The following is a 21,170-nucleotide window of genomic DNA, read 5'->3' as shown; positions in this document are numbered from 1 at the left end:
TCATTTTAGCCCTTTGTCAACAATCTGAGCATCTCTTTTTATAGCGATGCTTTTTTTCAATTAATGTCCGGTACCGGGAACCATGATGAAAATCGAATAATATGTAAATCCGGCAAAGAAAATCGTCAAGTACGCTCCGAAAATGTAAATATACATTCTTTCGGATAAATTCAAGTAGGATAAAAATACAAAAAGAACGGTTTGACCGAAGAACAGCAACGATGCATCTTTCATATGCCCTAAATAGAACATGACAGCAAAAATACCCGTCCAAAAGCCAAGCACGCGGAACATGCGATTCATTTCTTTCCCTCCCCTTAAAAAAACCCCTTTGATTCATATTATAGCTGATCACCACTTGTTATGTAAACATTTACATTTTTGACAACGTGTGAACATTTATTTTACGAGTAGAAAAATTTTTTTTGAAAAAGTGATCAAAACGTGTTTATGCTGAAATACATGAGGGTACTTACTCCATAAGAGAAAAGGTTAACGACCTAAGGAGGAAGACTAATGAGTGACATTACTTTTTATTCATACCCGAGCTGCACGTCTTGCCGCAAAACAAAACATTGGTTAAAGGCGAATCAAATTGATTTTAAAGAGCGTCACCTTTTCAGAGAAACGCCAACACTAGAAGAATTAAAAAAGATCCTTTCCTTAACAACAGAAGGAATGGATGAAATTTTAGCCACACGAAGTCAGGCTTTTAAAAGCTTAAATTTAAATATTAATGATTTAAAAGTAAACGAGGTTCTTCAGCTTCTCATTGAAAAACCAAAACTGCTCCGAAGACCAATTATCATTGATGGAAATAAATTAGTAGTAGGCTATAATCCAGGCGAACTCATGAAATTATCAAAAAAGAAAGCGATACATCAATCAGTTTCCTAATAAAAACGAAGATCAGCTGAAACATGCTTCAGCCGTCTTCGTTTTTGTGCTGAACTGGGCTAGCTGGGTTCGAACCAACGATCACGGAGTCAAAGTCCATTGCCTTACCACTTGGCTATAGCCCAATATCAAACGTGTAATGATATTCTTCACCATCTGCGGTCATTTATACATAAAAGTTGTATGTCACGAGTTTTAAGTGAAAAAGGAGCGGAAGAAGTAAATGAAAAATGAAAAATCTAAGCAATTATATGAATTTATCCTAAAAGAAGCCCCCGTCATGACCGAAGAATGGCTGAAAACAAGAACAGAAGAAGGCTCATTATATTCCAAACATGCTTCAGAGGAAACGGAAATGAAGTTGAAGGAACAGAACACAGCGTTTATTCAAACCATTGCAGCAACGCTTGTGACGCTGTCAGACAAAGTAGAAAATCATTTGAAAAAGTGGTCTGTTGATATCGCACGTGATCGAGCCGTTCACGAAGTGCCTTTATATGAAATCATTGGACAATTTAAGATATTTCGTCAGATTTTCTGTTCGAGAATCGAGAAATTCATACTAGAAACTGAGCTTGAAGTGACGCTCCAAGATGTATGCGGGTGGAATCAGCATTTTCATTCAACGTTTGATGATATGATCGAGCGTTTATCAGAGGAATACGACCGCGTGACACTGAGTCAGCTCAATGCGCAAAGAGAGATGATTCAGGAACTGAGTGCTCCTGTTATTCCAGTTTCAAAGGAAATCGGAATTTTGCCGCTCATCGGGGAGATTGATACGTACCGAGCCAAAATTATTTTGGAATCCGTGCTAGAACAGGCTTCAAGACTGCGTCTAACGCATTTGTTTATTGATATATCAGGCGTACCGATCGTTGATACGATGGTTGCTTATCAGCTGTTTAAAGTGGTGGATAGTGCGAAGCTTCTAGGCATTGAGACGATTATTTCAGGCATCCGCCCAGAAATTGCTCAAACCGTTGTGAAGCTCGGCATTGATTTCTCAAAAGTAAATACAGAACACAGCCTTGCAAAAGCCTTGGAAAAAAGAGGATTTCGTATTTTTGAAGAACAGCCGCAAGAAGCCACATGACCAAAAAACCTGCACTTGTAAAAGTCAGGTTTTTTTATATGCACTTTTTTAAAAAACCACGTTTTCCATCGCAAGCTGATGATTTTTTCGATTGATTAGGCATTAAAATGATAAATTGCTCTTTTGTCAGACAGGTTCCTCTGACTTACAATATGGTCAGAGAAGGGAGTGGACCATTTGTATGGGATTGAATATTTGGGACAAGAGCTGCTAGAAGAAGCATGCCGCATGAGAGCATCTGATGTGCACATTGTTCCAAAGGAAAAGAAAGCGTCGGTATCTTTCCGCGTAGACTCAGATTTAATTCAGCAGCGAACCATTGATAAAAAAAGCGGCGAGCGGCTCATTGCTCATTTTAAATTTTTATCATCCATGGATATCGGAGAAAAACGGAGACCGCAAAATGGGTCATTAGCTGTGATGCTAAGAAGGGGTCAGGTGTTTATTCGGATGTCTACCCTACCAACTGTAAATGATGAGAGCTTAGTGATTAGAATATTGCCGCAGGATCATGTTCCAAAAATAAAACATCTGTCACTATTTCCGAAAGCATCCACCAGGTTATTATCATTTTTGAATCATTCGCATGGGCTCATTTTATTTACCGGTCCAACCAATTCAGGGAAAACAACAACCCTTTATTCATTGATCCAGTTTGCAAAAAAGAATTTCAACAGAAATATTATTACACTTGAAGATCCTGTGGAAACGAGAAATGAAGAAGTGCTGCAGGTTCAAGTAAATGAAAAAGCCGGTATCACATATGCGGCAGGATTACGCGCTATTTTAAGACATGATCCAGATATGATTGTGCTAGGAGAAATAAGAGATGCTGAAACGGCTCGAACGGCAATTAGAGCAGCACTGACAGGCCATTTAGTGATGAGTACACTCCATGCGAAAAATGCAAAAGGAGCCCTTTATCGTATGCTTGAATTTGGTGTCACGATGAATGAACTCGAACAAACGATGGTGGCGATTGCTGCGCAGCGATTAATCGAGCTCACCTGTCCTTTTTGCGGAGAAACATGCCAGCTTTACTGTAAATTAAATCGACCGGTCAGACGAACAAATGTATTTGAACTGCTGTTCGGAAAGGAGCTTGGTGAGTGTATCAAGGAGGCTAAAGGAGAATATGCTCACTCGTCATATGAAACACTGCATAGATTAATTCGTAAAGGAGTGGCACTAGGCTATTTATCGAAAAACACCTATCATCGCTGGGTTTATGAAGAAGCAAGCCTCTAAAGCATGGTCTAAAAAGGATCAAGCGGAATGTCTATCAAAACTTGCTCAATTGATTCAGGCTGGATATACATTGATTGAGGCATTAACGATGTTGAATATCCAGTTGCCGAACAAGCAGCAGCAACAATTAGCACCGGGCATTCAGTGGCTGCTCGAAGGGGAGCCTTTTTATGTGGTGCTAGAAAGACTCCATTTTCAGCGGGAAGTCATCGCCATTTTAAGTTTCTCCGAAAAGCATGGAAGTCTAGCAAAAGCACTTGAACAAAGCGCACGGTTTTTAGAGAAAAAAATTAAACAGGTAGATACGTTTAAACGCATGTTACGTTACCCGATTTTCCTCATCTTTACAGTTTTGATCGTGCTCATACTCGTTCAGCAAATGATCATTCCTCAATTTTCTCTCTTGTACTCCTCGATGGATACCCGAATGTCATGGCTGATTCAAGGTATGTTTGGACTCTTTCAATTGCTGCATGTATCTCTCCTCCTCATCGGCTGTGTGTGTATCTGTCTGACTGGATACTATGCTTTCTTTTTTAGGAAAAAATCTACCCTTGAGAAGCTAAGGGTAATAAGCAGGTTTCCTTTTTTATATAAAGGAATGCGGCTGATGCATACGTATCTTTTCTCTCTACAGTTAAGCGGACTGCTTCAGGCTGGATTATCGATGTACGAGAGCTTGCTAGCTTTTAAGCAGCAAAGCTACTTACCCTTTCTTCAAGAAATATCAGAACAGATGATTAAAGAGTTAAGAAAAGGAGAGAGAATGGCACATCAAGTGAGCCTGTCTCCTTTTTTTGAAAAACGTTTTGCAGCCGTCATCGAGCATGGTGAAGCGAGCGGGATGCTTGCAAGAGAAATGTACACGTACAGTCAATTTCTATTAGAGAATGCAGAGTTGAAAATTGAAAAATGGATGTCGTGGCTGCAGCCGGTTATCTATGGACTGACGGCAATTCTTATACTCATTGTGTATTTATCTATTCTTTTACCAATGTATCAACTGATGGAGCAAGTGTAAGGAGGAGGGCAAAGACATGAATGATAAAGGATTTACTCTGTTAGAAATGTTAATTGTCATGCTTGTGATTTCGATTCTTTTACTGATTACCATTCCGAATATTACTCGTCACCACCAAACGATTCAAGCGAAGGGCTGTGAAGGGCTTAAATCAATGGTGAGCACTCAGGTGATGGCATATGAATTAGAGCACGATGGCAAGACACCATCTTTAGCTGAATTAGAAAAAGAAGGCTATGTTAAAAAGGGATTAACGTGTCCTAATGGAAAAGCGATTGTCATTCAAAACGGCCATGTGAAGCATGAATAAATTAATTTTTCATGAAAAGGGTTTTACCCTCATAGAACAGCTAATGATCTTACTGGTTCTATCGATTCTATTGTCGATCATAGGAGTAAAAATCCCAAATTTAATAGAAGACGCTGAAGCCAAAAAACAAGTGAACATCATGAAACAAGATTTTCAATTGGCTGCTAATACTGCATTTGTCAAAAAAACACGTGTATATGTTGAATTCCATCCGCCACATGTATCGTATCAAGTAATCGATCAAAAGGATGGCGAAGTCATTGCTTCTTTTCAGCAACAAAAGGGAAGCATTCAGGCTTCTACATTTCCACAAGGTATCTATTTTAATGTAAACGGACATCCAAGCAGCGGCGGGTCTCTCATCATTCAATTTGGCAGTCAAACGTATAAGCTCACGATCTATTTAGGAAGCGGGCGAATCCATGTTCAAAAGCAATAGAGGGTTTAGTACGATAGAAGCGCTGTTTGCTTGTCATATCTTCCTATTTGCAGCCCTTGTGCTTATGCCGGCCTATGAAAAAATCATAATAGGGAAAAATGAAGTAAGAGCCAAACTTGAGGCTTACCAAATTTTGCATGAACAGATGAATGAATCGTTTATAGAGGGTACAAAATCTTCTGTCAAAAAGAAGCGAGGCGACATCACATATGTATTCAATTGGAGTAAAGAGAAGGGATGTGTATCATACAACATACAAAAAAAGCAGACCATATGCTTTCACCAGGTTGCTGAACGGTGAACAAGGTTTTACCTTTGTCCAGGCTTTATGGCAATTGCAGCTATTTTTGTTCCTTTCTTTTGGCTGTGTACTGATCTTTTCTACAGCTGAGAAAGCCCGTCCTTTTGAAGAGATTAACCGATTTTCGCAAATGGAGTGGAAACAGACTGTTCTGCAATTAGATGAGGAATTAAGCCGAGCAACGGCTGTTCGATCGGTGCAAGGAGGTAAAGCGTTAGAGTATGTATCTGATCAAGGGCGAGTCGTAACGATTGAGCCATATCAAGAGATGCTTCGGAAGCGAATGGATCAAGCAGGCCATCTCCCTTTATTGCAAAAGGTGAAAGAATTTCGCGTGAGAACAAATCAGCATAGAGCTATCCTTAAAGTCATAGATGAGTCTGGTAAGGTGTATGAAGCTGTTTTTTTCATATATAAAGGGGTGGTTCCTACATCGTGAAAAGGGAAGGAGGATTTATCTATCCGCATGTACTGGCTGCAATTCTATTTTTTCTCTTGATCCTAGGGGCGATGACGATAGGGTTTCAAAAAGAGCTGAGAAGTGCAGAGCTGACGATTTCGTTTTATAAAAAACAACAGCTTTTCAGGGTGGGTGCGAGTGAAGCTGCCCGTACATTCCATCGTTTGTGTGAACAGCAGCAAACTCATATTCACACTGAAGAAGGCCGCGTGACATTAAAGAAGATAACATGCGATCAAAAGAAAAAGCGTATCCACATGTTAGTCAGGGTGAAAACAAAAGATGGTTTATCAGATGAACGGGAACTCGTGCTGAATTGGAAGACCAGTGAAATCATGAAATGGGCAAACCGTGAATAGCCAGTGTATAAAATGATCCTCTTCCTGGTAACACTTGAAGAAAGAAGAGGTGAATGTGCTTGAAAACCAATGACTATGTAAAATATATGACACAGGAAATCATTAAATATATGAATACACCACGTGACGAACGGAAAGAACATAAACAAGAGAGAATGGAAACGAAACCGCCATTTTCACAGCGTTTATTTGGGGTTCTGCCGTTTGGGTTTTCAATGATGCTAAAAAAACGTAAGCGACATCGACAAAAGTAAAAAGCCGCCAGTAGGCGGTTTTTTTATGCCCCATTAGCTGTATTCTTCCACAACAATCACTTTATTGACCTTGTTTGAGTAAGGGTTATAAGAAATAGTGACAAATACCCCAAATTCTTTGGTGTGGTCTCTTAACGTAATATGATACTGTTTCACAGATTCCTTCTCACGATGACGGTCCCATACTTTTTGTTTGAATAAGACTTGCGTTAGCGGATATCGTTTCTTTGCTTCTTTGACTGCCCGCGTTTCCCATTGATCTGCGGCGGCAGTGAAACCTCTCGCATCCGCAGGATTGGCGTCTTGTATCATAGGACCCAACAGTAAACTGAGCATGATTATCATCTTTCCATATTTCACTTCACATCACCTCACCTGCTATTATTCTGACCAAATGCTGCACTTTTATGTAAATTTTTAAGAAGTACAAATGTCACACAAAAAAATATTGAATACGGCGAAAGAATGAGAAAATGGAAGAATTTTCTCGTAATCATTCTTGTTTAAGAACAAAATGGACTAATTTGACGTTTTGGGTTTTATAGGTATTTCCTTATACTGTATGTAATCGTTCTTATTAAAGAACAATCGTTCAAGGAGTTGGAGAATGAATGAAACAGTCGTTCTTTGTACTTTTTTGTGCCATTTGTTTGATTTTCATGTCACTCTTGATCTCAACAACGAACGCTTCTTTTAACGATATTGAGCACTCAAATTTTGTCATGAAAACATGCGAAAATTTTGAACAGACGGACCAGCATTGTCAGCCTTCCAAATGGGATAGAAGTCATTTGGAACTCATTGATCAAACGATGATCAAAGGAACAGTCTGCGCGCCTCAAAGCTTGAGCATGACATTAAAAAATAGTGGACAACCTATTGCACACTCTGAATGGAAATGGGAATTACATAAAGTGAAAAGTGAGCAAAAGCCGTTACAAGATGGTCATATTCTTGAAAAAGGCTCTATACAGTCCCTTCTTTCTCAACAAACAACGACTGTCACGACAGATAAAGCAAAAACGAATGGAATCTATGTGTTTAAAATCTATTACCCTAAAGGTTTTGAAGGATCTGGAGAAGCATTTATATGGTCTAAACATATGCAGCTCGCAAAGTGTCAAGAAAAGGCATCCTAAATGGAGCTGTCTTCTAAATGAAACAATGATAGGCGAAGGGGAGAAGAGGTCATGAAAAAATGGATGAAGATGTCTGGAAGTATTCTTTATGTGGTGGTGTTCACGGTGATGATTGCATGTATTATTGTCGTATTGTCATCAAGAACTACAGGGGGAGATCCTCAAATTTTCGGTTATCAATTCAAGCAAGTATTATCTGGCTCAATGGAACCAGAATTTTCGACTGGCTCACTCATTGTCGTAAAAGAAGTGACTTCACCGGAGGCACTTAAAAAAGGGGATATTATCACATTTCAAACGAAGCAGGACCAGTCTTATGTGACCCACCGAATTGTTGGGGTGAAAGGAAAGGGAGCAAATAAAGCCTTTGAGACGAAAGGTGACCACAATATGTATCAGGACGGCACGCTAGTAAAAGCGGATCAGGTGGCTGCGCAGTATACGGGTGTGACCATTCCATATGCAGGAAAGCTTCTTTCGTATGCAGGGACTTCGGCTGGAACCGCGTTGCTGCTCATTATACCAGGTGTGATGCTGCTCGTTTATTCGACTCTTCATTTTGTAGGCGCTGCAAAACACCGAAGACACACGGCCGATTTACAGATGTCAGAGGAACAAGCTTAAATTTTCGTTTGTAACCTAATTAGGTTTCAATAAAACAATTTATTAGGGGGTTCATTCATGGCAAAGAAAAGATCAATTCGTTTAGGTGTATTATCAGGGGCTTTAGGCCTGGCATTAATTGGTGGGGGGACATGGGCGGCGTTTAACGATGTAGAAACGGCAAATGCGGTCTACTCGACAGGAGAGCTGGATTTATCTGCAAAAGAGAACTCCGGCGCCATCAACCTTTCAAACTTAAAACCTGGTGATCGCATCAAGAAAGAATTTAATTTTGAAAATAAAGGATCACTTGCGATCAATCAAGTGCTGATGAGTCTTGATTACAGCCAGTTTCAAGATGGAGCTTCCTCGAAAAATGGCGGTAAGAATACAGCTGAAGAATTTCTCAGTCAGTTTCAGGTGAGTGTTCTGACGGTTGGAGCCGAAGGTGGAAATGGTTATCCGAAAAATATTATCTTAGATGCTGCAAACCTGCTTGACTTGCATGAACTAACGGCAAAACAGGATCAGACTGCATTTGAAAAGCTTCGTCATGCCGTCGATGAGAAGTTTTTACATGAAAGTGGGAAGATTAATGTAGCAACTGTTGATGGAACAGTGGCTCCAGAGTATGACGGCATACCAAAGAACCCGTTTGATTACGATAAAATGGAAATGATCATTGAATTTGTCAATGACCAGACGAAGGATAAAGCTGGTCACTATATCCAAAATAAATACCAAGGCGATGCGATTCAAATTGATCTTTCCTTCGAAGCGACTCAGTGGAATGGTTTAACGATCAATCCCAAAAAGCATACGGATGAAAAAGGCTACGTGAAAGAAAACGAAAAAGCACACAGCGAAGATAAAAAATAAAGTCAGTCTTTAGACTGATATCAAGTTCTGCATAGCAATTGGAGGAGTATGCGCTAAAATGTGCGCTTTACTCCTCTTCTTGCTTTTTTCTCCAGATTTGATAATCTAAAAATTCACGAAATTGCTTTTTCGAAACCCCTGATGTCATTGCATCTCGAACTAGTTTTTCCCATTCACTATCTAATTGACCATCGTATTCGGTTTCATCTTTTTCGTGTAACAGTGTATGAACCGAGACGTCCAGAACAGCGGAGACTTTTTCAAGAAATTGAATGGAGGGGTTTGTTTGCAAGTTTCTTTCTATTGAGCTTAAATAAGACTTCGCTACCCCAGCCTTTTCGGCCAGTTCTGATAGTGAGTAGCCTTTTTCATTGCGGTATTGTTTAATACGCTGGCCAATCAATGTCATCACCTTCCTTTCGATATTATAGCACATTCAGAAAGGTTTGATAGAATGACTTCTTACCAGAGGGTGAGACTCAGAGGACTTTTCACTTGATTTGAGGAATTGACGGACTTCTTCTACTGTTAGCCCTGCTTTACGAGCTTCAAGTAATAATTGAACCCATTCACTGTCTAATATGTTCGTTTTCTTTTCCATACAAATACCCTCCTAAAATACTGAATCATGTATTTCAGGCACTTAACGCATGAAATGGAAAGACACAGGTGGTAAGACCTCATAGTTTGCTTGCGTCATTTTTCCGCCCAATACAAACAGACAAACGTTGCTTTTGGCTGATCGAAAATTGTACGTCACATGAAAGGGAGGGGACCTATAGGTCAACCTCCTCTTTTTTGCTGTAAGTAAAAAAGTCCGCCATTTTCAATCGTTAGACTGATTTTTGGTTCGTATAAAGTTTTGAGTGCTTGTCTTTCTATTTCATATTCTACAGACGTGTCTGAAGTCCCTTCATAAAATTGGTTTAAAAGTTCAGTGTCTTCTTTCCATTTTTGAACAGCTCTTACCGCCCAATCATCTGGTTCCTCATGGGCGTAATGCTCCATTAAACTGTAGAGCCGTTTGACGCCGCTTTCTGGCTTGATCATTGTACTCATCGTAAAGCAGTAATCGGGAATTTGAGATGACAGCTCACGGGTTTCCAGCTTTTCTTGAAATTGTTCCACGACTTCTCCGCGTATTAGGTGAAGTCCTAGTGATAAAAGCTTATCCTTCTTTCGATCTGCGAGATAAGAAATTTTCACATTGAGACCAAGCCAGGGCTCGAGTGCGATCTGGTTGGCCATGAGCGGGGTGACTCGTTCATAGAGACGGATAAATCGGCCCTGCTGTTTGGTGGCTTCAAAAATTTGGAATAAACGAGGGGAGCCGAAGTGGATAAATTCACCCTCAATGGTATCATCCACTTTTTTTTGATCGGTGATGAGGGTCAATTGCCGCGGCTCCGGAACACCACCAGTTTTTTCAAGCCAGTGCCAATAAAAAGGGCGGTTCATAATCAATTTATCCATATCGATGGTTAGTTGTACGGTCATATGTCCAGCACTTTCTTCTAGTATGTCGCATTGATTTGCCTGAAAGAAACGGAGAAGAAAGGTATGTATGTCACGCTGCTTCATTGATCAACTCTCCTTTATGAGCCTTGCTGTCTTTTTTCTAAAAGCGGTGTTTTTGCTTCTGTTAAATAGGAAGCAAACTGAGTTAATTTCTTTTTCATGTCACCGTCTGATTCGTGCTGAAAGAGAATCTGATGCAGTTCTGATTCGGCATCTTTGATATCGATTCGCGTTAAAATATCATCTAGATCGCCAATGACGTTTTCAAACAGCTGAATTTTTTCATATAAAAGCTTTAAGATGTGTTCCTCAACGGTACCGTTAGTTGCCATATTGTAAATGTGGACATCTCGCTCTTGTCCAAGGCGGTGGATACGTCCAATCCGCTGTTCTAAACGCATCGGGTTCCACGGAAGATCGTAGTTGATGATTTGGTTACAAAACTGAAGGTTGATTCCTTCGCCGCCGGCTTCTGTAGCAATTAACACTTGCGCCCGTTCTCTAAATAAATCTTTCATCCAATCCTTTTTGCCCCGCTTAAAGCCGCCCCGAAAAGGAACGGAGCTGATGCCATTTTGCTGAAGAAACCATTGTAAATAAATTTGTGTCGCGCGGTATTCGGTGAAAATAATGACCTTTTCATTTAACTGTTGAATAAGCCTAACGACTTCAAGCGCCTTTGTGTTTTGCTGCACTTGATTGATTTTCTCCATAATTTGCGCTATAGCAGAGGATCCAAGGATATGTTTTTCATCTTCCTGCATTTTTTTAATTGTCATATAGACCGCCTCGCGACTTGAACAGCATTCTCGTTCCAAGGTCATGATGGAAAACATATGTTTAGTATAGGACGGGTTCTCTTTCAGCTTGCAGATTTCATCATATAATGCTTGTTCCGTCGGAGAGAAATCAATGGAAATCGTTTTGACATGCCGTTTTGTCCACTCAATGCCCGTGTCTTGCCTTCGGTTACGAATCATCACTTTATTCACAAGCTGTTTTAAACGATCATGGTCTTCTAGCTGTAAATCCTTTTTGGCAAAGACATCTTTAAACTGATGTTCATTCCCTAGGTGACCTGGCTTCAGAAGGGAGACAAGATTAAATATTTCTCCAATACGGTTTTGGATAGGCGTCGCTGTCAGCAGCAAGCAGAATTTCTTATTTAGATTTCTCACAAATTCATAGTTTTTCGTTTTATTGTTTTTCAGTTTGTGTGCTTCATCAATAATGACCATATCGTAGGCAATGGATAAAATAGTGTCTCGATGCGGCTGCCTCTTGGCTGTATCAATGGAGGAAACCACGACGTCACACTGCTCCCACACGTAGCTCTTTTTTTGTTCGACAGCATCAATATAAAATTTCATCCGCAGCTCCTGTACCCATTGAGATACGAGAGAGGCGGGGACGAGTATGAGAATTTTTTTGGCAAGTCCACGAATCATGTATTCTTTGATAATAAGTCCTGCTTCTACGGTTTTTCCAAGTCCCACTTCATCTGCTAAAATGGCTTTTCCGTTCATCTCTTCTACGACTCTTCTGGCTACTTCAAGCTGATGTTTTAAAGGCGTGAATGCAGGCAGATGGGCAGGAGCTTGCAGTCCTTCAAATGAATCAATGGCTGTGACTTTTTGGACCTGCATCGCTAAACGGTACATTTCCCAGTTCGCCCAGGGTCCGTCTCCTGCAAGCCGCTGCTGAAATTCACTTGCCCAATCCTGATCAAAAATCGTTTGAATATTCAATGTGGTCGCCTGCCTTTCTAGTAGGTTGAGGATAAAATTGTTCTGTATTTAAACGCTTCATTTTTTAAGAGGTCTTGAAAAGACTAGATATTTGAATAAAAGCGAACGATAATGAATGGTTGTTTAAAAAATGTTAATGATTTTTCTGTTGCTCTTCATCCGTTTCTAATGGTAGGATGTTGGTAAGTGATCTAGCAAATAAGTCACCCATTTTGATAGTATGTCCAATAAATGTGAAGAATATGAGCGGATGATGGTATGGGGAGAGACTTGGCGGTTATTTAGCACTGGCAGGCGCCGAAGGAGCAAGCTGAATCGTTTCAGTGAATCTCTCAGGCAAAAGTACTCTTACCGGACGCAACTCTGGAGAGTGTTTGCTCATCGTTTTTTTAGCAAACCACCAAAGGGGAAAACGCACAATGATGTTGTGCTGTAAACTTTCAGGTGCAAGGACAGAGACTTCTTTTTGATAAAAGGGAGCGCTCTGTCCTTTTTTGCTGTGATTTTTTTCTGAAAATTCAGCTTGTGATCTGCACTGAAAGAAAAAAGGGGGAAACGATTGATGTTGAAACGAACACCGCTTTTTCATGCGTATGAAACGTTTGGCGCAAAAACCATTGACTTCGGGGGCTGGGAATTACCTGTCCAATTTTCTTCCATTAAAGAAGAGCACGAAGCTGTTCGAACAAAGGCAGGGCTTTTTGATGTGTCTCACATGGGTGAGGTGGAAATCAAAGGTCAAGATGCCCTTCCTTTTTTACAAAGGTTATTAACCAATGATGTGTCTAAGCTGACAGACGGCAAGGCACTATATACAGCCATGTGCTATGAAGATGGCGGGACAGTGGATGATCTGCTCGTCTACCAAAAAGAAAAGAACGATTATTTACTTGTCATTAATGCATCAAATATTGAAAAAGATGTGGAATGGCTGCTTCAGCATCAAGGTGAGAATGACGTATTGATCCAAAATGTCTCTGATCAAATCGCTTTGCTAGCCCTTCAAGGACCTCTTGCCACTGACATCATGAAAGATGTGGCGGATGAAGAAGTGACATCGCTTAAGCCATTTACATTTTTATCAAAAGCTGAGGTTGCTCAAAAAGAGGTGCTTGTTTCAAGAACTGGCTACACAGGAGAAGATGGCTTTGAAATCTACTGCCAGTCAGAAGATGCGGTCCACATTTGGTCGGCTTTATTAAAAGCAGGCGCACCAAAAGGATTAATACCGTGCGGGCTCGGTGCACGTGACACCTTGAGATTTGAAGCAAGACTTCCGCTTTATGGGCAGGAGCTATCAAAGGATATCTCTCCATTAGAAGGCGGGATTGGCTTTGCTGTCAAAACGGATAAAGAAGCCAATTTTATTGGCAAAGAAGCGCTCAAGAAGCAAAAAGAAGAAGGGCCGAAGCGAAAGCTTGTCGGCATTGAAATGATAGATAAAGGGATTCCGCGCACAGACTATCCGGTCTTTTCAGGAGAAAAGCAGATTGGGGTAGTCACAACGGGCACACAGTCCCCAACATTAAAGAAAAATGTCGGGCTTGCTTTAATTGAATCTGCTCAGGCGCAGCTTGGAACAGAGATAGAAGTACAAGTTCGCAAAAAACGTCTAAAAGCGAAAATCGTCGCAACACCATTTTATAAAAGAGCCAAATAACAAGGGGGAATAGAGGATGAAGCATAGGTATTTGCCGCAAACCGAGCAAGATCAAAAAGAAATGCTGGATGTCATCGGCGTTCAGTCGATTGATGAGCTTTTTTCAGATATCCCAGAAAAAGTGAGATTTAAAGGAGCATACAACATTAAAGCAGCCGCATCTGAAACAGAGCTTGTAAGGGAATTATCCCGATTAGCTGCAAAGAATAAAGATACGGTCTCCTATGCATCGTTTCTTGGTGCCGGTGTATATGATCATTACCAGCCTGTCATTGTGGATCATGTCATCTCACGTTCTGAATTTTATACAGCATACACACCTTATCAGCCGGAGATTTCGCAAGGTGAACTACAAGCCATTTTTGAATTTCAAACAATGATTGCTGAGCTGACAGGTATGGATCTTGCTAACTCCTCGATGTATGATGGCGGGACAGCATTAGCTGAAGCGGCAATGCTAGCTGCTGGGCATACAAAAAAGAAAAAAGTGGTTGTTTCTGAAACGGTTCACCCTGAAGCAAGAGCCGTGCTAAAAACATATGCCAAAGGACAGCACATCGAAGTTGTTGAAGTGCCTGCGAAAAAAGGGCAGACGGACCTAGCAGCATTAGAAAAGGCTGTCTGCGAAGATACAGCAGCAGTTCTTGTGCAATATCCAAACTTTTTTGGTGTCGTCGAACCGTTAAAAGACATCGAACCTATTGCCCATCAAGGGAAAAGTCTGTTCGTTGTCTCTAGTAATCCACTTGCACTAGGGTTACTGACGCCGCCAGGAAAACTTGGAGCAGACATTGTCGTTGGTGATGCACAGCCGTTTGGTATTCCAGCAGCGTTTGGCGGGCCGCATTGCGGATATTTTGCTGTGACGAAAAAGTTGATGCGAAAAGTGCCAGGTCGATTAGTCGGGCAGACAGAAGACGAAAATGGTGTTCGTGGGTTTGTGCTAACCCTTCAAGCGCGTGAGCAGCATATTCGGAGAGATAAAGCGACGTCTAATATTTGTTCGAATCAGGCATTAAATGCATTAGCCGCTTCCGTTGCCATGACAGCACTCGGAAAAACAGGCATCAAAGACATCGCCTATCAAAACGTACAAAAAGCCCACTATGCGAAGACGCAGGCAAAAGCATATGGACTGCTTGCTGATGTAGAAGGGGCCCATTTCAATGAATTTGTAATCAAATTACAAGAACCTGTAAAAGAAGCCAATAAACGATTGCTTGAAAAAGGAATCATCGGCGGCTATGACTTAGGGAGAGACTACTCAGAGCTTCAACATCACATGCTTGTCGCCGTGACAGAGCTAAGAACAAAAGAAGAAATTGATACGTTCATGAAGGAATTGGGGGATCGCCATGAATAAACAAGATCAGCCGCTTATTTTTGAATTATCCAAAGAAGGAAGAATTGGTTATAGCCTGCCTGATTTAGATGTACCTGAACAGGAGATCCCAGCTTTATTTGATGACACGTATATCCGTCATGATGATGCTGAGCTTCCTGAAGTATCTGAGCTTGATATTATGCGTCATTATACAGCATTATCAAGACGTAATCACGGGGTCGATTCCGGATTTTATCCTCTTGGCTCTTGTACAATGAAATATAATCCAAAGATTAATGAAAAGGTTGCACGCCTTGCAGGCTTCGCGCAAGTCCATCCACTACAAGAGGCAGACACTGTGCAGGGAGCATTAGAATTGCTGTATGATCTAGGTGATCATCTTGAAGAAATTACGGGGATGGACGCTGTGACATTACAGCCTGCGGCAGGAGCACACGGGGAATGGACAGGGCTCATGATGATCCGTGCGTACCATGAAGCAAGAGGAGATCATAAACGAACAAAAGTCATTGTGCCGGATTCTGCTCATGGAACGAACCCAGCATCTGCGACAGTGGCTGGGTTTGAAACCATTACCGTCGCATCTGATGAGAATGGGCTTGTTGATTTAGAGGACCTGCGCCGTGTTGTCAATGAAGAAACTGCGGCTTTAATGCTGACGAATCCAAATACACTTGGCCTATTCGAAGAAAATATTTTAGAAATGGCTGAAGTCGTTCACGAAGCTGGTGGCAAGCTTTATTATGATGGAGCGAACTTGAATGCCGTTTTAAGTAGAGCAAGACCGGGGGATATGGGATTTGATGTCGTTCACTTAAATCTTCATAAAACCTTTACAGGTCCACATGGAGGCGGAGGCCCTGGTTCAGGTCCTGTAGGCGTAAAAAAGGATTTGATCCCGTACTTGCCAAAGCCGGTGCTTGTGAAAAAAGAAGGCCGCTTTTACTTCGATGATGATCGACCAGAATCAATTGGCAGAGTGAAGCCGTTCTATGGTAACTTCGGCATTAACGTCAGAGCATATGCATATATTCGCTCTATGGGCCCAGACGGTTTAAAGGCTGTCACTGATAATGCCGTGTTAAATGCGAACTATATGATGCGCCGCTTAAGTACTCATTTCGATTTGCCATTTGACCGTCACTGTAAGCATGAATTTGTCCTTTCAGGTAAACGTCAGAAAAAATTAGGTGTGCGCACACTGGATATTGCCAAACGATTACTTGATTTTGGCTATCATCCGCCAACAATCTACTTCCCGCTTAATGTAGAGGAATGTATCATGATTGAACCAACTGAAACAGAATCAAAAGAAACTCTTGATGCCTTCATCGAAGCGATGATTCAGATTGCAAAAGAAGCGGAAGAGAATCCAGAAGTCGTGCAGGAAGCGCCGCATACAACGGTCGTCAAACGAATGGATGAAACAAAGGCTGCCCGGAATCCAGTTCTCGTTTTTGAAAGATAAAGAAAAAAGACTCAGGGGGATCATGCTCCCAGAGTCTTTTTTGTTAGTTCTTCGTTTTAATGCGGCCGCCCCATTTTTTAAAGCCGCCTTTTAAATTATAAATCTCACGACAGCCGTTTTTACGTAACGTTTGCGCTGCTTTTCCGCTTCTCAAATTGTTTTGGCAATAAAGATAAATAGGCTTGTCAGGACGAATTTCATTTTTGCGCTGCTTTAGCTGGGAAAGGGGAATGTTTCTTGCCCCTAAAATATGTCCGCCATCAAACTCATTTGGCTCTCTCACATCAATGAGTTGAGCTTTGCGGTAACCTTTAATAAATTCTTCTTCCGTCAGCGTTTTCATAATACGCTGCTGATAAATGTAGCTGCCGACAGAATAAAGAACGAAAAGTCCACAAAGTGAGAGGACGATATAGTTGAACATTGACAATACAACTCGACTCCTTCTTGAGCATCAGCACAGTGGCCTGTCTGATGGTACGTTTTAGACAAATACTATTATAGTAAAGCAAAAGAAACTTGTCATCATAAATGGTAAGAATTATTTTCAATTCGTTCCCTATTTGATAGACTGATGGAGAGAGAATATCGGTGGTCATGACCATCATCTAACATTGACTACGTAAAAGAGAAGGGATTTTTATATGCAAAAAGAGAAATGGTGTTTCATTGATACAGGAAATCAAGACCCTGCCTTTAACATGGCAATGGATGAAGCCTTGCTTTATTGGCATAGTGAGAAGCTGATCCCGCCTGTCATCCGCTTTTATGGATGGAATCCTGCGACATTGTCTGTTGGGTATTTTCAGCATGTTGAAAAAGAAATTAACATGGAAGCAGTCGAGCGCTATGGCCTTGGGTTTGTCCGCAGACCAACTGGAGGGCGGGGGGTTCTTCATGATCAGGAGCTGACCTACAGCGTGATTGTGTCAGAGGAACATCCAGAAATGCCGGCGACGGTGACAGAGGCGTACCGCGTCATTTCAGAAGGCATTTTAGAGGGCTTTAAAGAACTGGGACTCGATGCGTATTTTGCCATTCCTCGAACAGATAAAGAAAAAGAAAGCTTAAAAAATCCAAGATCGTCTGTATGCTTTGATGCCCCTTCCTGGTACGAGCTTGTCGTAGAAGGCAGAAAGGTAGCAGGCAGTGCTCAAACGAGACAAAAAGGAGTGATCCTCCAGCACGGCTCCATCTTAATTGACCTTGATGAGGACAAACTGTTCGATTTATTTCTTTATCCTAACGACCGTGTGAGAGAGCGGATGCAGAGAAGCTTTAAAAACAAAGCGGTCGCCATCAATGAAATCTCAAACCGAACTTGTACAATAGACGATGCGCGTGTGGCGTTTAAACGAGGATTTGAAAAAGGATTAAATATTGAGCTTGTGCCTTATGAGCTGACAGATGAAGAGTTAGCATTTGTCCACCATCTTGCCAAAACGAAATATGCCTCAGACGAGTGGAATTACAAGCGTTAGGACAAAGGACACTCCTTGTTTTTTAAAGGGCGATGGTGTAGAATTGTTATGATTATTAAGTAAAGGTGCATTATGGAGGGGTTTTATGACTACACCTAGTATGGAAGATTACATTGAACAAATATATATGCTGATAGAAGAAAAAGGATATGCCAGAGTCTCTGATATTGCAGAAGCACTCGCTGTCCATCCCTCCTCTGTAACAAAAATGGTTCAGAAGCTAGATAAAGATGAATACCTCATTTATGAGAAGTATCGTGGTCTAATTTTAACCCCGAAAGGCAAAAAAATTGGAAAACGTCTCGTATACAGACATGAACTGCTAGAGCAATTTTTAAGAATCATTGGTGTAGACGAAGAGAAAATTTATGATGATGTAGAAGGCATTGAACATCATCTCAGCTGGAACAGCATTGACCGCATCGGCGATCTCGTTCAATTCTTTGAAGAAAACGACGAGCGATCTGTTCAGCTGAAAGCGATTCAAAAGAAAAACGAACAAACAAATCAAGAATCTTAAGAAAAAGGACACCCATGCAGAGGGTGTCCTTTTTGATTAAAGTTCTAATTGAAAGCATATGCTCTTACACTATTAATAGCGTGATATCAAAGGGGGCTCCTTGATGAAGATAGATGGTGTGTTCTCAGGTGGAGGCATTAAGGGGGCAGCACTTGCGGGTGCCTATGAAGCGCTTGAAGCAAGAGGATATCAATTTGTCCGCCTTGCTGGTACAAGTGCTGGAGCGATCATTGCTTCACTCATCGCAGCAGGCTTTACAAGTCAGGAGATTCGGGAGCTTTTAGATGAAATGGATGAACATCACTTGCTTGATAGGAGATGTCAATTCATTCCGTTTAAAATGCTTAGGTGGGTCTCCATTTACTGGCGTCTCGGTCTGTACAAAGGCGACCGGCTGGAAAAATGGCTGACAGATGTGTTGAAACGAAAGGGGGTCACCGTATTTGGGGATCTCAAAAAAGATTCGCTGAAAATTGTTGCCTCTGATTTAACAAATGGGAAAATCCTCGTTCTGCCAGACGACCTTCCTTCATACGGCTTAAATCCAGAGCGCTTTTCTGTTGCAAGGGCAATCCGGATGAGTTGCAGTCTGCCGTATTTTTTCGAGCCTGTCAAACTAAAGTCATCAAAAGGCATTTGTACCATTGTGGATGGAGGCGTGCTTAGCAATTTTCCAATTTGGTTGTTTGCCGAAGAGAAAAAAAGACCATTCGTCGGTGTCACATTAACCCCAAACGAAAAAGAACGCCCTCAACACTCCATCCGCAATGCGTTTGAACTGTTTGGCGCTCTTTTTGAAACGATGCGTGGTGCTCATGACGAAAGACACATTGCCACAAAACACGAACGTCATGTTATTTTTATTCCAGTAGAACACGTCATTGCCACTGATTTTCAGTTGATGACAGAAAAGAAAAAGGCGCTCGTCGATCTAGGCAGACAGAAGGCCGAGCAATTTTTAAAAAGCTGGACATTTTAAAACAAAGCGCGATTCTTCTTTTTGTTTTTCTTGCCTTCAATCACAGTTAACTGTGTTTGGCTTTTCTTTTTGAGAAGGACGGGCTTAGACTTGTGGTCAGTCGGCACGCTTCGCAAATGAGTGACCCGATTTTTCATCTGGCTTTTCGTTTTTGGTTTAGGCTGCTGGTAGCGACGTTTTGATTGTTTGACTGCTTTACGATAAAGATTGCCTTCTGTTCCAGTTCTTCGATTCATCAGCCATCTAAATAGGAAAAACATAACCGCTCCAATGATCACAACTGATAGCAGCATTGTAAAAAGTCTGCCTGGATTCGTTGTGAGTAAATACACAAATCCCAAAACACCTAAAGCGAAAATAATGGTAAAAGCAGGATGTACTCGGCGATTCATAACTGTCCACCTCCGAAGGAATTTACCGGATTTATAAGTTAGATCACTTGATGAGCAGAATCTGACGCTTGTTTCTCAGATGCTTCCTCTAAACGAAGAAGTTCATTAAAACTTGCAATGGCTACCTCGACTTGATCGTCAGAGGGTTCTTTTGTTGTGAGCAATTGCAGCCAAAGGCCAGGATAGCCAAGCGCTTTCAGCACAGGCACTTCTCGGAGTTTGTTCGTAAGCTGAAGCACTTCAAATGAAATGCCGAGAACAACCGGAATGAGCGCCAAGCGATTCAGAACTCTCACCCATAAAGGATCTGTCGGTACGAGTAAATAGACGAACATTCCGACAATGACAGTGAATAAAATAAAGCTGCTACCGCATCGATAATGAAGCCGTGATTGTTTTTGGACATTTTCCACTGTGATGTCAAGATTCTGTTCATAGCAGTTTATGACTTTATGTTCTGCGCCATGATATTGAAATACCCTTTTAATTAAAGGGGTCATGGAAATAAAGTAAATATAGCCTAATAACAGGACCAGTTTAAAGAATGTTTCCACTGCGATTTGTGCGAAATTCCCTGAAAAGACGGGCCGCACAAGTTCAGCTAAAAAGACAGGTACTAGGGTAAAGACAAATTTACTAAAGAGAAGAGAGAGAACTCCGATCACAGCAATGCCGAAAATCATAGATAATTTCGAGCTTTTTTGTTCTTTTTCAAGAGTATGATCTTCTGAAGGATCTAAGTCATAGCGCTCGCTGGAGAAGTTCAAGTGCTTACTGCCATTTGCGCTTGCTTCAACAAGTGCAGCAACACCCCTGACAAAGGGGATTTTCTTGAGAAAGGCGGTTCGTTTATTGGAGGTCCGGGGAAGCTTTAAAAACTCAATGGACTGATCCTTACGCCGAATCGCTGTCACATAGTTCTTTTTACCTCCGAACATGACACCTTCGACAACTGCCTGCCCTCCATATGCTGGAGGTTTTGTTTGATTGGACATATTTCATCAACCTGCCTGTTTCCTGTAATTTACATGCATTTCCTTATACCTTTATTGT

Annotated in this window: 28 protein-coding genes, 1 tRNA gene and 2 riboswitches; of the genes, 19 read left to right on the top strand and 10 right to left on the bottom strand. The window is 41.3% G+C overall.

Annotation, left to right across the window (positions count from 1 at the left end; genetic code table 11):
• Positions 1-60: 60 nt before the first annotated feature.
• Positions 61-303, bottom strand: coding sequence for a DUF2626 domain-containing protein (locus MHH40_RS18665; RefSeq protein ID WP_003217440.1), 243 nt, complete (start codon positions 301-303; stop codon positions 61-63).
• A 213-nt stretch (positions 304-516) separates the two neighbouring features.
• Between MHH40_RS18665 and MHH40_RS18660 the strand changes: the two genes are divergently transcribed.
• Positions 517-897, top strand: a complete 381-nt coding sequence (locus MHH40_RS18660; RefSeq protein WP_003217382.1) for a Spx/MgsR family RNA polymerase-binding regulatory protein — start codon at positions 517-519, stop codon at positions 895-897.
• Positions 898-951: 54 nt separating this feature from the next.
• Here MHH40_RS18660 and MHH40_RS18655 read toward each other — a convergent pair.
• Positions 952-1,022: transfer RNA gene (locus MHH40_RS18655), tRNA-Gln, on the bottom strand.
• Between the two features lie 98 nt (positions 1,023-1,120).
• Here MHH40_RS18655 and MHH40_RS18650 point away from each other — a divergent pair.
• The 9 genes from MHH40_RS18650 (at position 1,121) to MHH40_RS18610 (ending at position 6,385) form a co-directional block, all read left to right on the top strand.
• On the top strand, positions 1,121-1,993 hold the full coding sequence (locus tag MHH40_RS18650; protein ID WP_003217438.1) for an STAS domain-containing protein: 873 nt from the start codon (positions 1,121-1,123) through the stop codon (positions 1,991-1,993).
• A 177-nt stretch (positions 1,994-2,170) separates the two neighbouring features.
• Positions 2,171-3,241, top strand: coding sequence for a competence type IV pilus ATPase ComGA (gene comGA / locus MHH40_RS18645; RefSeq protein ID WP_050943761.1), 1,071 nt, complete (start codon positions 2,171-2,173; stop codon positions 3,239-3,241).
• The gene (gene comGB / locus MHH40_RS18640) at positions 3,222-4,262 is read left to right on the top strand and encodes a competence type IV pilus assembly protein ComGB (protein WP_050943762.1); all 1,041 of its coding nucleotides are present in this window, start codon (positions 3,222-3,224) and stop codon (positions 4,260-4,262) included. The genes comGA and comGB overlap by 20 nt, the downstream gene beginning before the upstream one ends.
• A gap of 16 nt (positions 4,263-4,278) precedes the next feature.
• On the top strand, positions 4,279-4,572 hold the full coding sequence (gene comGC, locus MHH40_RS18635; protein WP_003217322.1) for a competence type IV pilus major pilin ComGC: 294 nt from the start codon (positions 4,279-4,281) through the stop codon (positions 4,570-4,572).
• On the top strand, positions 4,565-5,011 hold the full coding sequence (gene comGD, locus MHH40_RS18630) for a competence type IV pilus minor pilin ComGD (protein ID WP_003217424.1): 447 nt from the start codon (positions 4,565-4,567) through the stop codon (positions 5,009-5,011). Before comGC ends, comGD begins: the two co-directional genes overlap by 8 nt.
• Positions 4,995-5,312 carry a competence type IV pilus minor pilin ComGE gene (gene comGE / locus MHH40_RS18625; RefSeq protein ID WP_003217390.1) on the top strand — a complete coding sequence of 106 codons (318 nt, stop codon included), beginning with the start codon at positions 4,995-4,997 and terminating at the stop codon, positions 5,310-5,312. Before comGD ends, comGE begins: the two co-directional genes overlap by 17 nt.
• On the top strand, positions 5,251-5,751 hold the full coding sequence (gene comGF, locus MHH40_RS18620; protein ID WP_050943763.1) for a competence type IV pilus minor pilin ComGF: 501 nt from the start codon (positions 5,251-5,253) through the stop codon (positions 5,749-5,751). Before comGE ends, comGF begins: the two co-directional genes overlap by 62 nt.
• Positions 5,748-6,131, top strand: a complete 384-nt coding sequence (locus MHH40_RS18615) for a competence type IV pilus minor pilin ComGG (protein WP_050943764.1) — start codon at positions 5,748-5,750, stop codon at positions 6,129-6,131. The genes comGF and MHH40_RS18615 overlap by 4 nt, the downstream gene beginning before the upstream one ends.
• Before the next feature lie 59 nt (positions 6,132-6,190).
• Positions 6,191-6,385 carry a YqzE family protein gene (locus MHH40_RS18610; RefSeq protein WP_034620826.1) on the top strand — a complete coding sequence of 65 codons (195 nt, stop codon included), beginning with the start codon at positions 6,191-6,193 and terminating at the stop codon, positions 6,383-6,385.
• A gap of 33 nt (positions 6,386-6,418) precedes the next feature.
• Here MHH40_RS18610 and MHH40_RS18605 read toward each other — a convergent pair whose 3' ends face one another.
• Entirely contained in the window at positions 6,419-6,697 is a 279-nt protein-coding gene (locus MHH40_RS18605) for a DUF3889 domain-containing protein (RefSeq protein ID WP_233421708.1), read from the bottom strand.
• A 299-nt stretch (positions 6,698-6,996) separates the two neighbouring features.
• Here MHH40_RS18605 and tapA point away from each other — a divergent pair, with 299 nt between their 5' ends.
• The 3 genes from tapA to tasA are packed head-to-tail and all read left to right on the top strand — an operon-like array spanning position 6,997 to position 9,006.
• On the top strand, positions 6,997-7,524 hold the full coding sequence (gene tapA / locus MHH40_RS18600; RefSeq protein ID WP_050943766.1) for an amyloid fiber anchoring/assembly protein TapA: 528 nt from the start codon (positions 6,997-6,999) through the stop codon (positions 7,522-7,524).
• Between the two features lie 51 nt (positions 7,525-7,575).
• A complete protein-coding gene (sipW, locus tag MHH40_RS18595) occupies positions 7,576-8,148 on the top strand; it encodes a signal peptidase I SipW (protein WP_003217306.1) in 573 nt (190 codons plus the stop codon).
• A gap of 57 nt (positions 8,149-8,205) precedes the next feature.
• A complete protein-coding gene (tasA, locus tag MHH40_RS18590; protein WP_003217403.1) occupies positions 8,206-9,006 on the top strand; it encodes a biofilm matrix protein TasA in 801 nt (266 codons plus the stop codon).
• Positions 9,007-9,073: 67 nt separating this feature from the next.
• Here tasA and sinR read toward each other — a convergent pair whose 3' ends face one another.
• From sinR to MHH40_RS18570, 4 genes are all read right to left on the bottom strand, one after another.
• Positions 9,074-9,409, bottom strand: coding sequence for a transcriptional regulator SinR (sinR, locus tag MHH40_RS18585; RefSeq protein ID WP_012010555.1), 336 nt, complete (start codon positions 9,407-9,409; stop codon positions 9,074-9,076).
• A gap of 33 nt (positions 9,410-9,442) precedes the next feature.
• Positions 9,443-9,607 carry an anti-repressor SinI family protein gene (locus tag MHH40_RS18580; RefSeq protein WP_003217357.1) on the bottom strand — a complete coding sequence of 55 codons (165 nt, stop codon included), beginning with the start codon at positions 9,605-9,607 and terminating at the stop codon, positions 9,443-9,445.
• Positions 9,608-9,789: 182 nt separating this feature from the next.
• Positions 9,790-10,587 (bottom strand): YqhG family protein, encoded by a 798-nt coding sequence (locus tag MHH40_RS18575; RefSeq protein WP_284906908.1) that lies wholly within the window; start codon positions 10,585-10,587, stop codon positions 9,790-9,792.
• A gap of 14 nt (positions 10,588-10,601) precedes the next feature.
• Positions 10,602-12,272 carry a DEAD/DEAH box helicase gene (locus tag MHH40_RS18570; protein WP_340901452.1) on the bottom strand — a complete coding sequence of 557 codons (1,671 nt, stop codon included), beginning with the start codon at positions 12,270-12,272 and terminating at the stop codon, positions 10,602-10,604.
• A 250-nt stretch (positions 12,273-12,522) separates the two neighbouring features.
• Positions 12,523-12,630, top strand: a riboswitch (glycine riboswitch).
• Positions 12,631-12,633: 3 nt separating this feature from the next.
• Positions 12,634-12,730: riboswitch (glycine riboswitch) on the top strand.
• A gap of 104 nt (positions 12,731-12,834) precedes the next feature.
• Here MHH40_RS18570 and gcvT point away from each other — a divergent pair.
• Genes gcvT through gcvPB form a run of 3 tightly spaced genes read left to right on the top strand, consistent with a single transcriptional unit; the run spans position 12,835 to position 16,745 of the window.
• Positions 12,835-13,932, top strand: a complete 1,098-nt coding sequence (gcvT, locus tag MHH40_RS18565) for a glycine cleavage system aminomethyltransferase GcvT (RefSeq protein WP_340901451.1) — start codon at positions 12,835-12,837, stop codon at positions 13,930-13,932.
• Positions 13,933-13,948: 16 nt separating this feature from the next.
• Positions 13,949-15,295: an aminomethyl-transferring glycine dehydrogenase subunit GcvPA gene (gene gcvPA / locus MHH40_RS18560; protein WP_340901450.1), complete on the top strand. Its 1,347-nt coding sequence runs from the start codon at positions 13,949-13,951 to the stop codon at positions 15,293-15,295.
• Positions 15,288-16,745, top strand: a complete 1,458-nt coding sequence (gene gcvPB / locus MHH40_RS18555; RefSeq protein WP_253622437.1) for an aminomethyl-transferring glycine dehydrogenase subunit GcvPB — start codon at positions 15,288-15,290, stop codon at positions 16,743-16,745. The genes gcvPA and gcvPB overlap by 8 nt, the downstream gene beginning before the upstream one ends.
• 43 nt (positions 16,746-16,788) lie before the next feature.
• Here gcvPB and MHH40_RS18550 read toward each other — a convergent pair whose 3' ends face one another.
• On the bottom strand, positions 16,789-17,169 hold the full coding sequence (locus MHH40_RS18550) for a rhodanese-like domain-containing protein (RefSeq protein WP_050943972.1): 381 nt from the start codon (positions 17,167-17,169) through the stop codon (positions 16,789-16,791).
• 220 nt (positions 17,170-17,389) lie between these two features.
• Here MHH40_RS18550 and MHH40_RS18545 point away from each other — a divergent pair, with 220 nt between their 5' ends.
• The 3 genes from MHH40_RS18545 (at position 17,390) to MHH40_RS18535 (ending at position 19,725) form a co-directional block, all read left to right on the top strand.
• A complete protein-coding gene (locus MHH40_RS18545; protein WP_050943772.1) occupies positions 17,390-18,226 on the top strand; it encodes a lipoate--protein ligase family protein in 837 nt (278 codons plus the stop codon).
• A gap of 85 nt (positions 18,227-18,311) precedes the next feature.
• On the top strand, positions 18,312-18,746 hold the full coding sequence (gene mntR / locus MHH40_RS18540) for a transcriptional regulator MntR (RefSeq protein ID WP_003215946.1): 435 nt from the start codon (positions 18,312-18,314) through the stop codon (positions 18,744-18,746).
• Between the two features lie 103 nt (positions 18,747-18,849).
• Positions 18,850-19,725 (top strand): patatin-like phospholipase family protein, encoded by an 876-nt coding sequence (locus MHH40_RS18535; protein ID WP_003215585.1) that lies wholly within the window; start codon positions 18,850-18,852, stop codon positions 19,723-19,725.
• On the opposite strand, the gene MHH40_RS18530 is transcribed toward MHH40_RS18535, so the two are convergent.
• Together MHH40_RS18530 and MHH40_RS18525 are read right to left on the bottom strand one after the other, a co-directional pair.
• Entirely contained in the window at positions 19,722-20,117 is a 396-nt protein-coding gene (locus MHH40_RS18530) for an SA1362 family protein (RefSeq protein ID WP_003215754.1), read from the bottom strand. The genes MHH40_RS18535 and MHH40_RS18530 overlap by 4 nt on opposite strands.
• Before the next feature lie 38 nt (positions 20,118-20,155).
• Complete coding sequence (locus MHH40_RS18525; RefSeq protein ID WP_003215983.1) at positions 20,156-21,112, bottom strand: DUF1385 domain-containing protein; 957 nt, start codon at positions 21,110-21,112, stop codon at positions 20,156-20,158.
• Positions 21,113-21,170 lie beyond the last annotated feature (58 nt).

The organism is Bacillus sp. FSL K6-2431 (genome assembly GCF_038005165.1).
Classification (GTDB): Bacteria; Bacillota; Bacilli; order Bacillales; family Bacillaceae; genus Bacillus; species Bacillus pumilus.
Note: the sequence above shows the minus strand (reverse complement) of the source record. Positions and strands in the feature narration are given on the sequence as shown.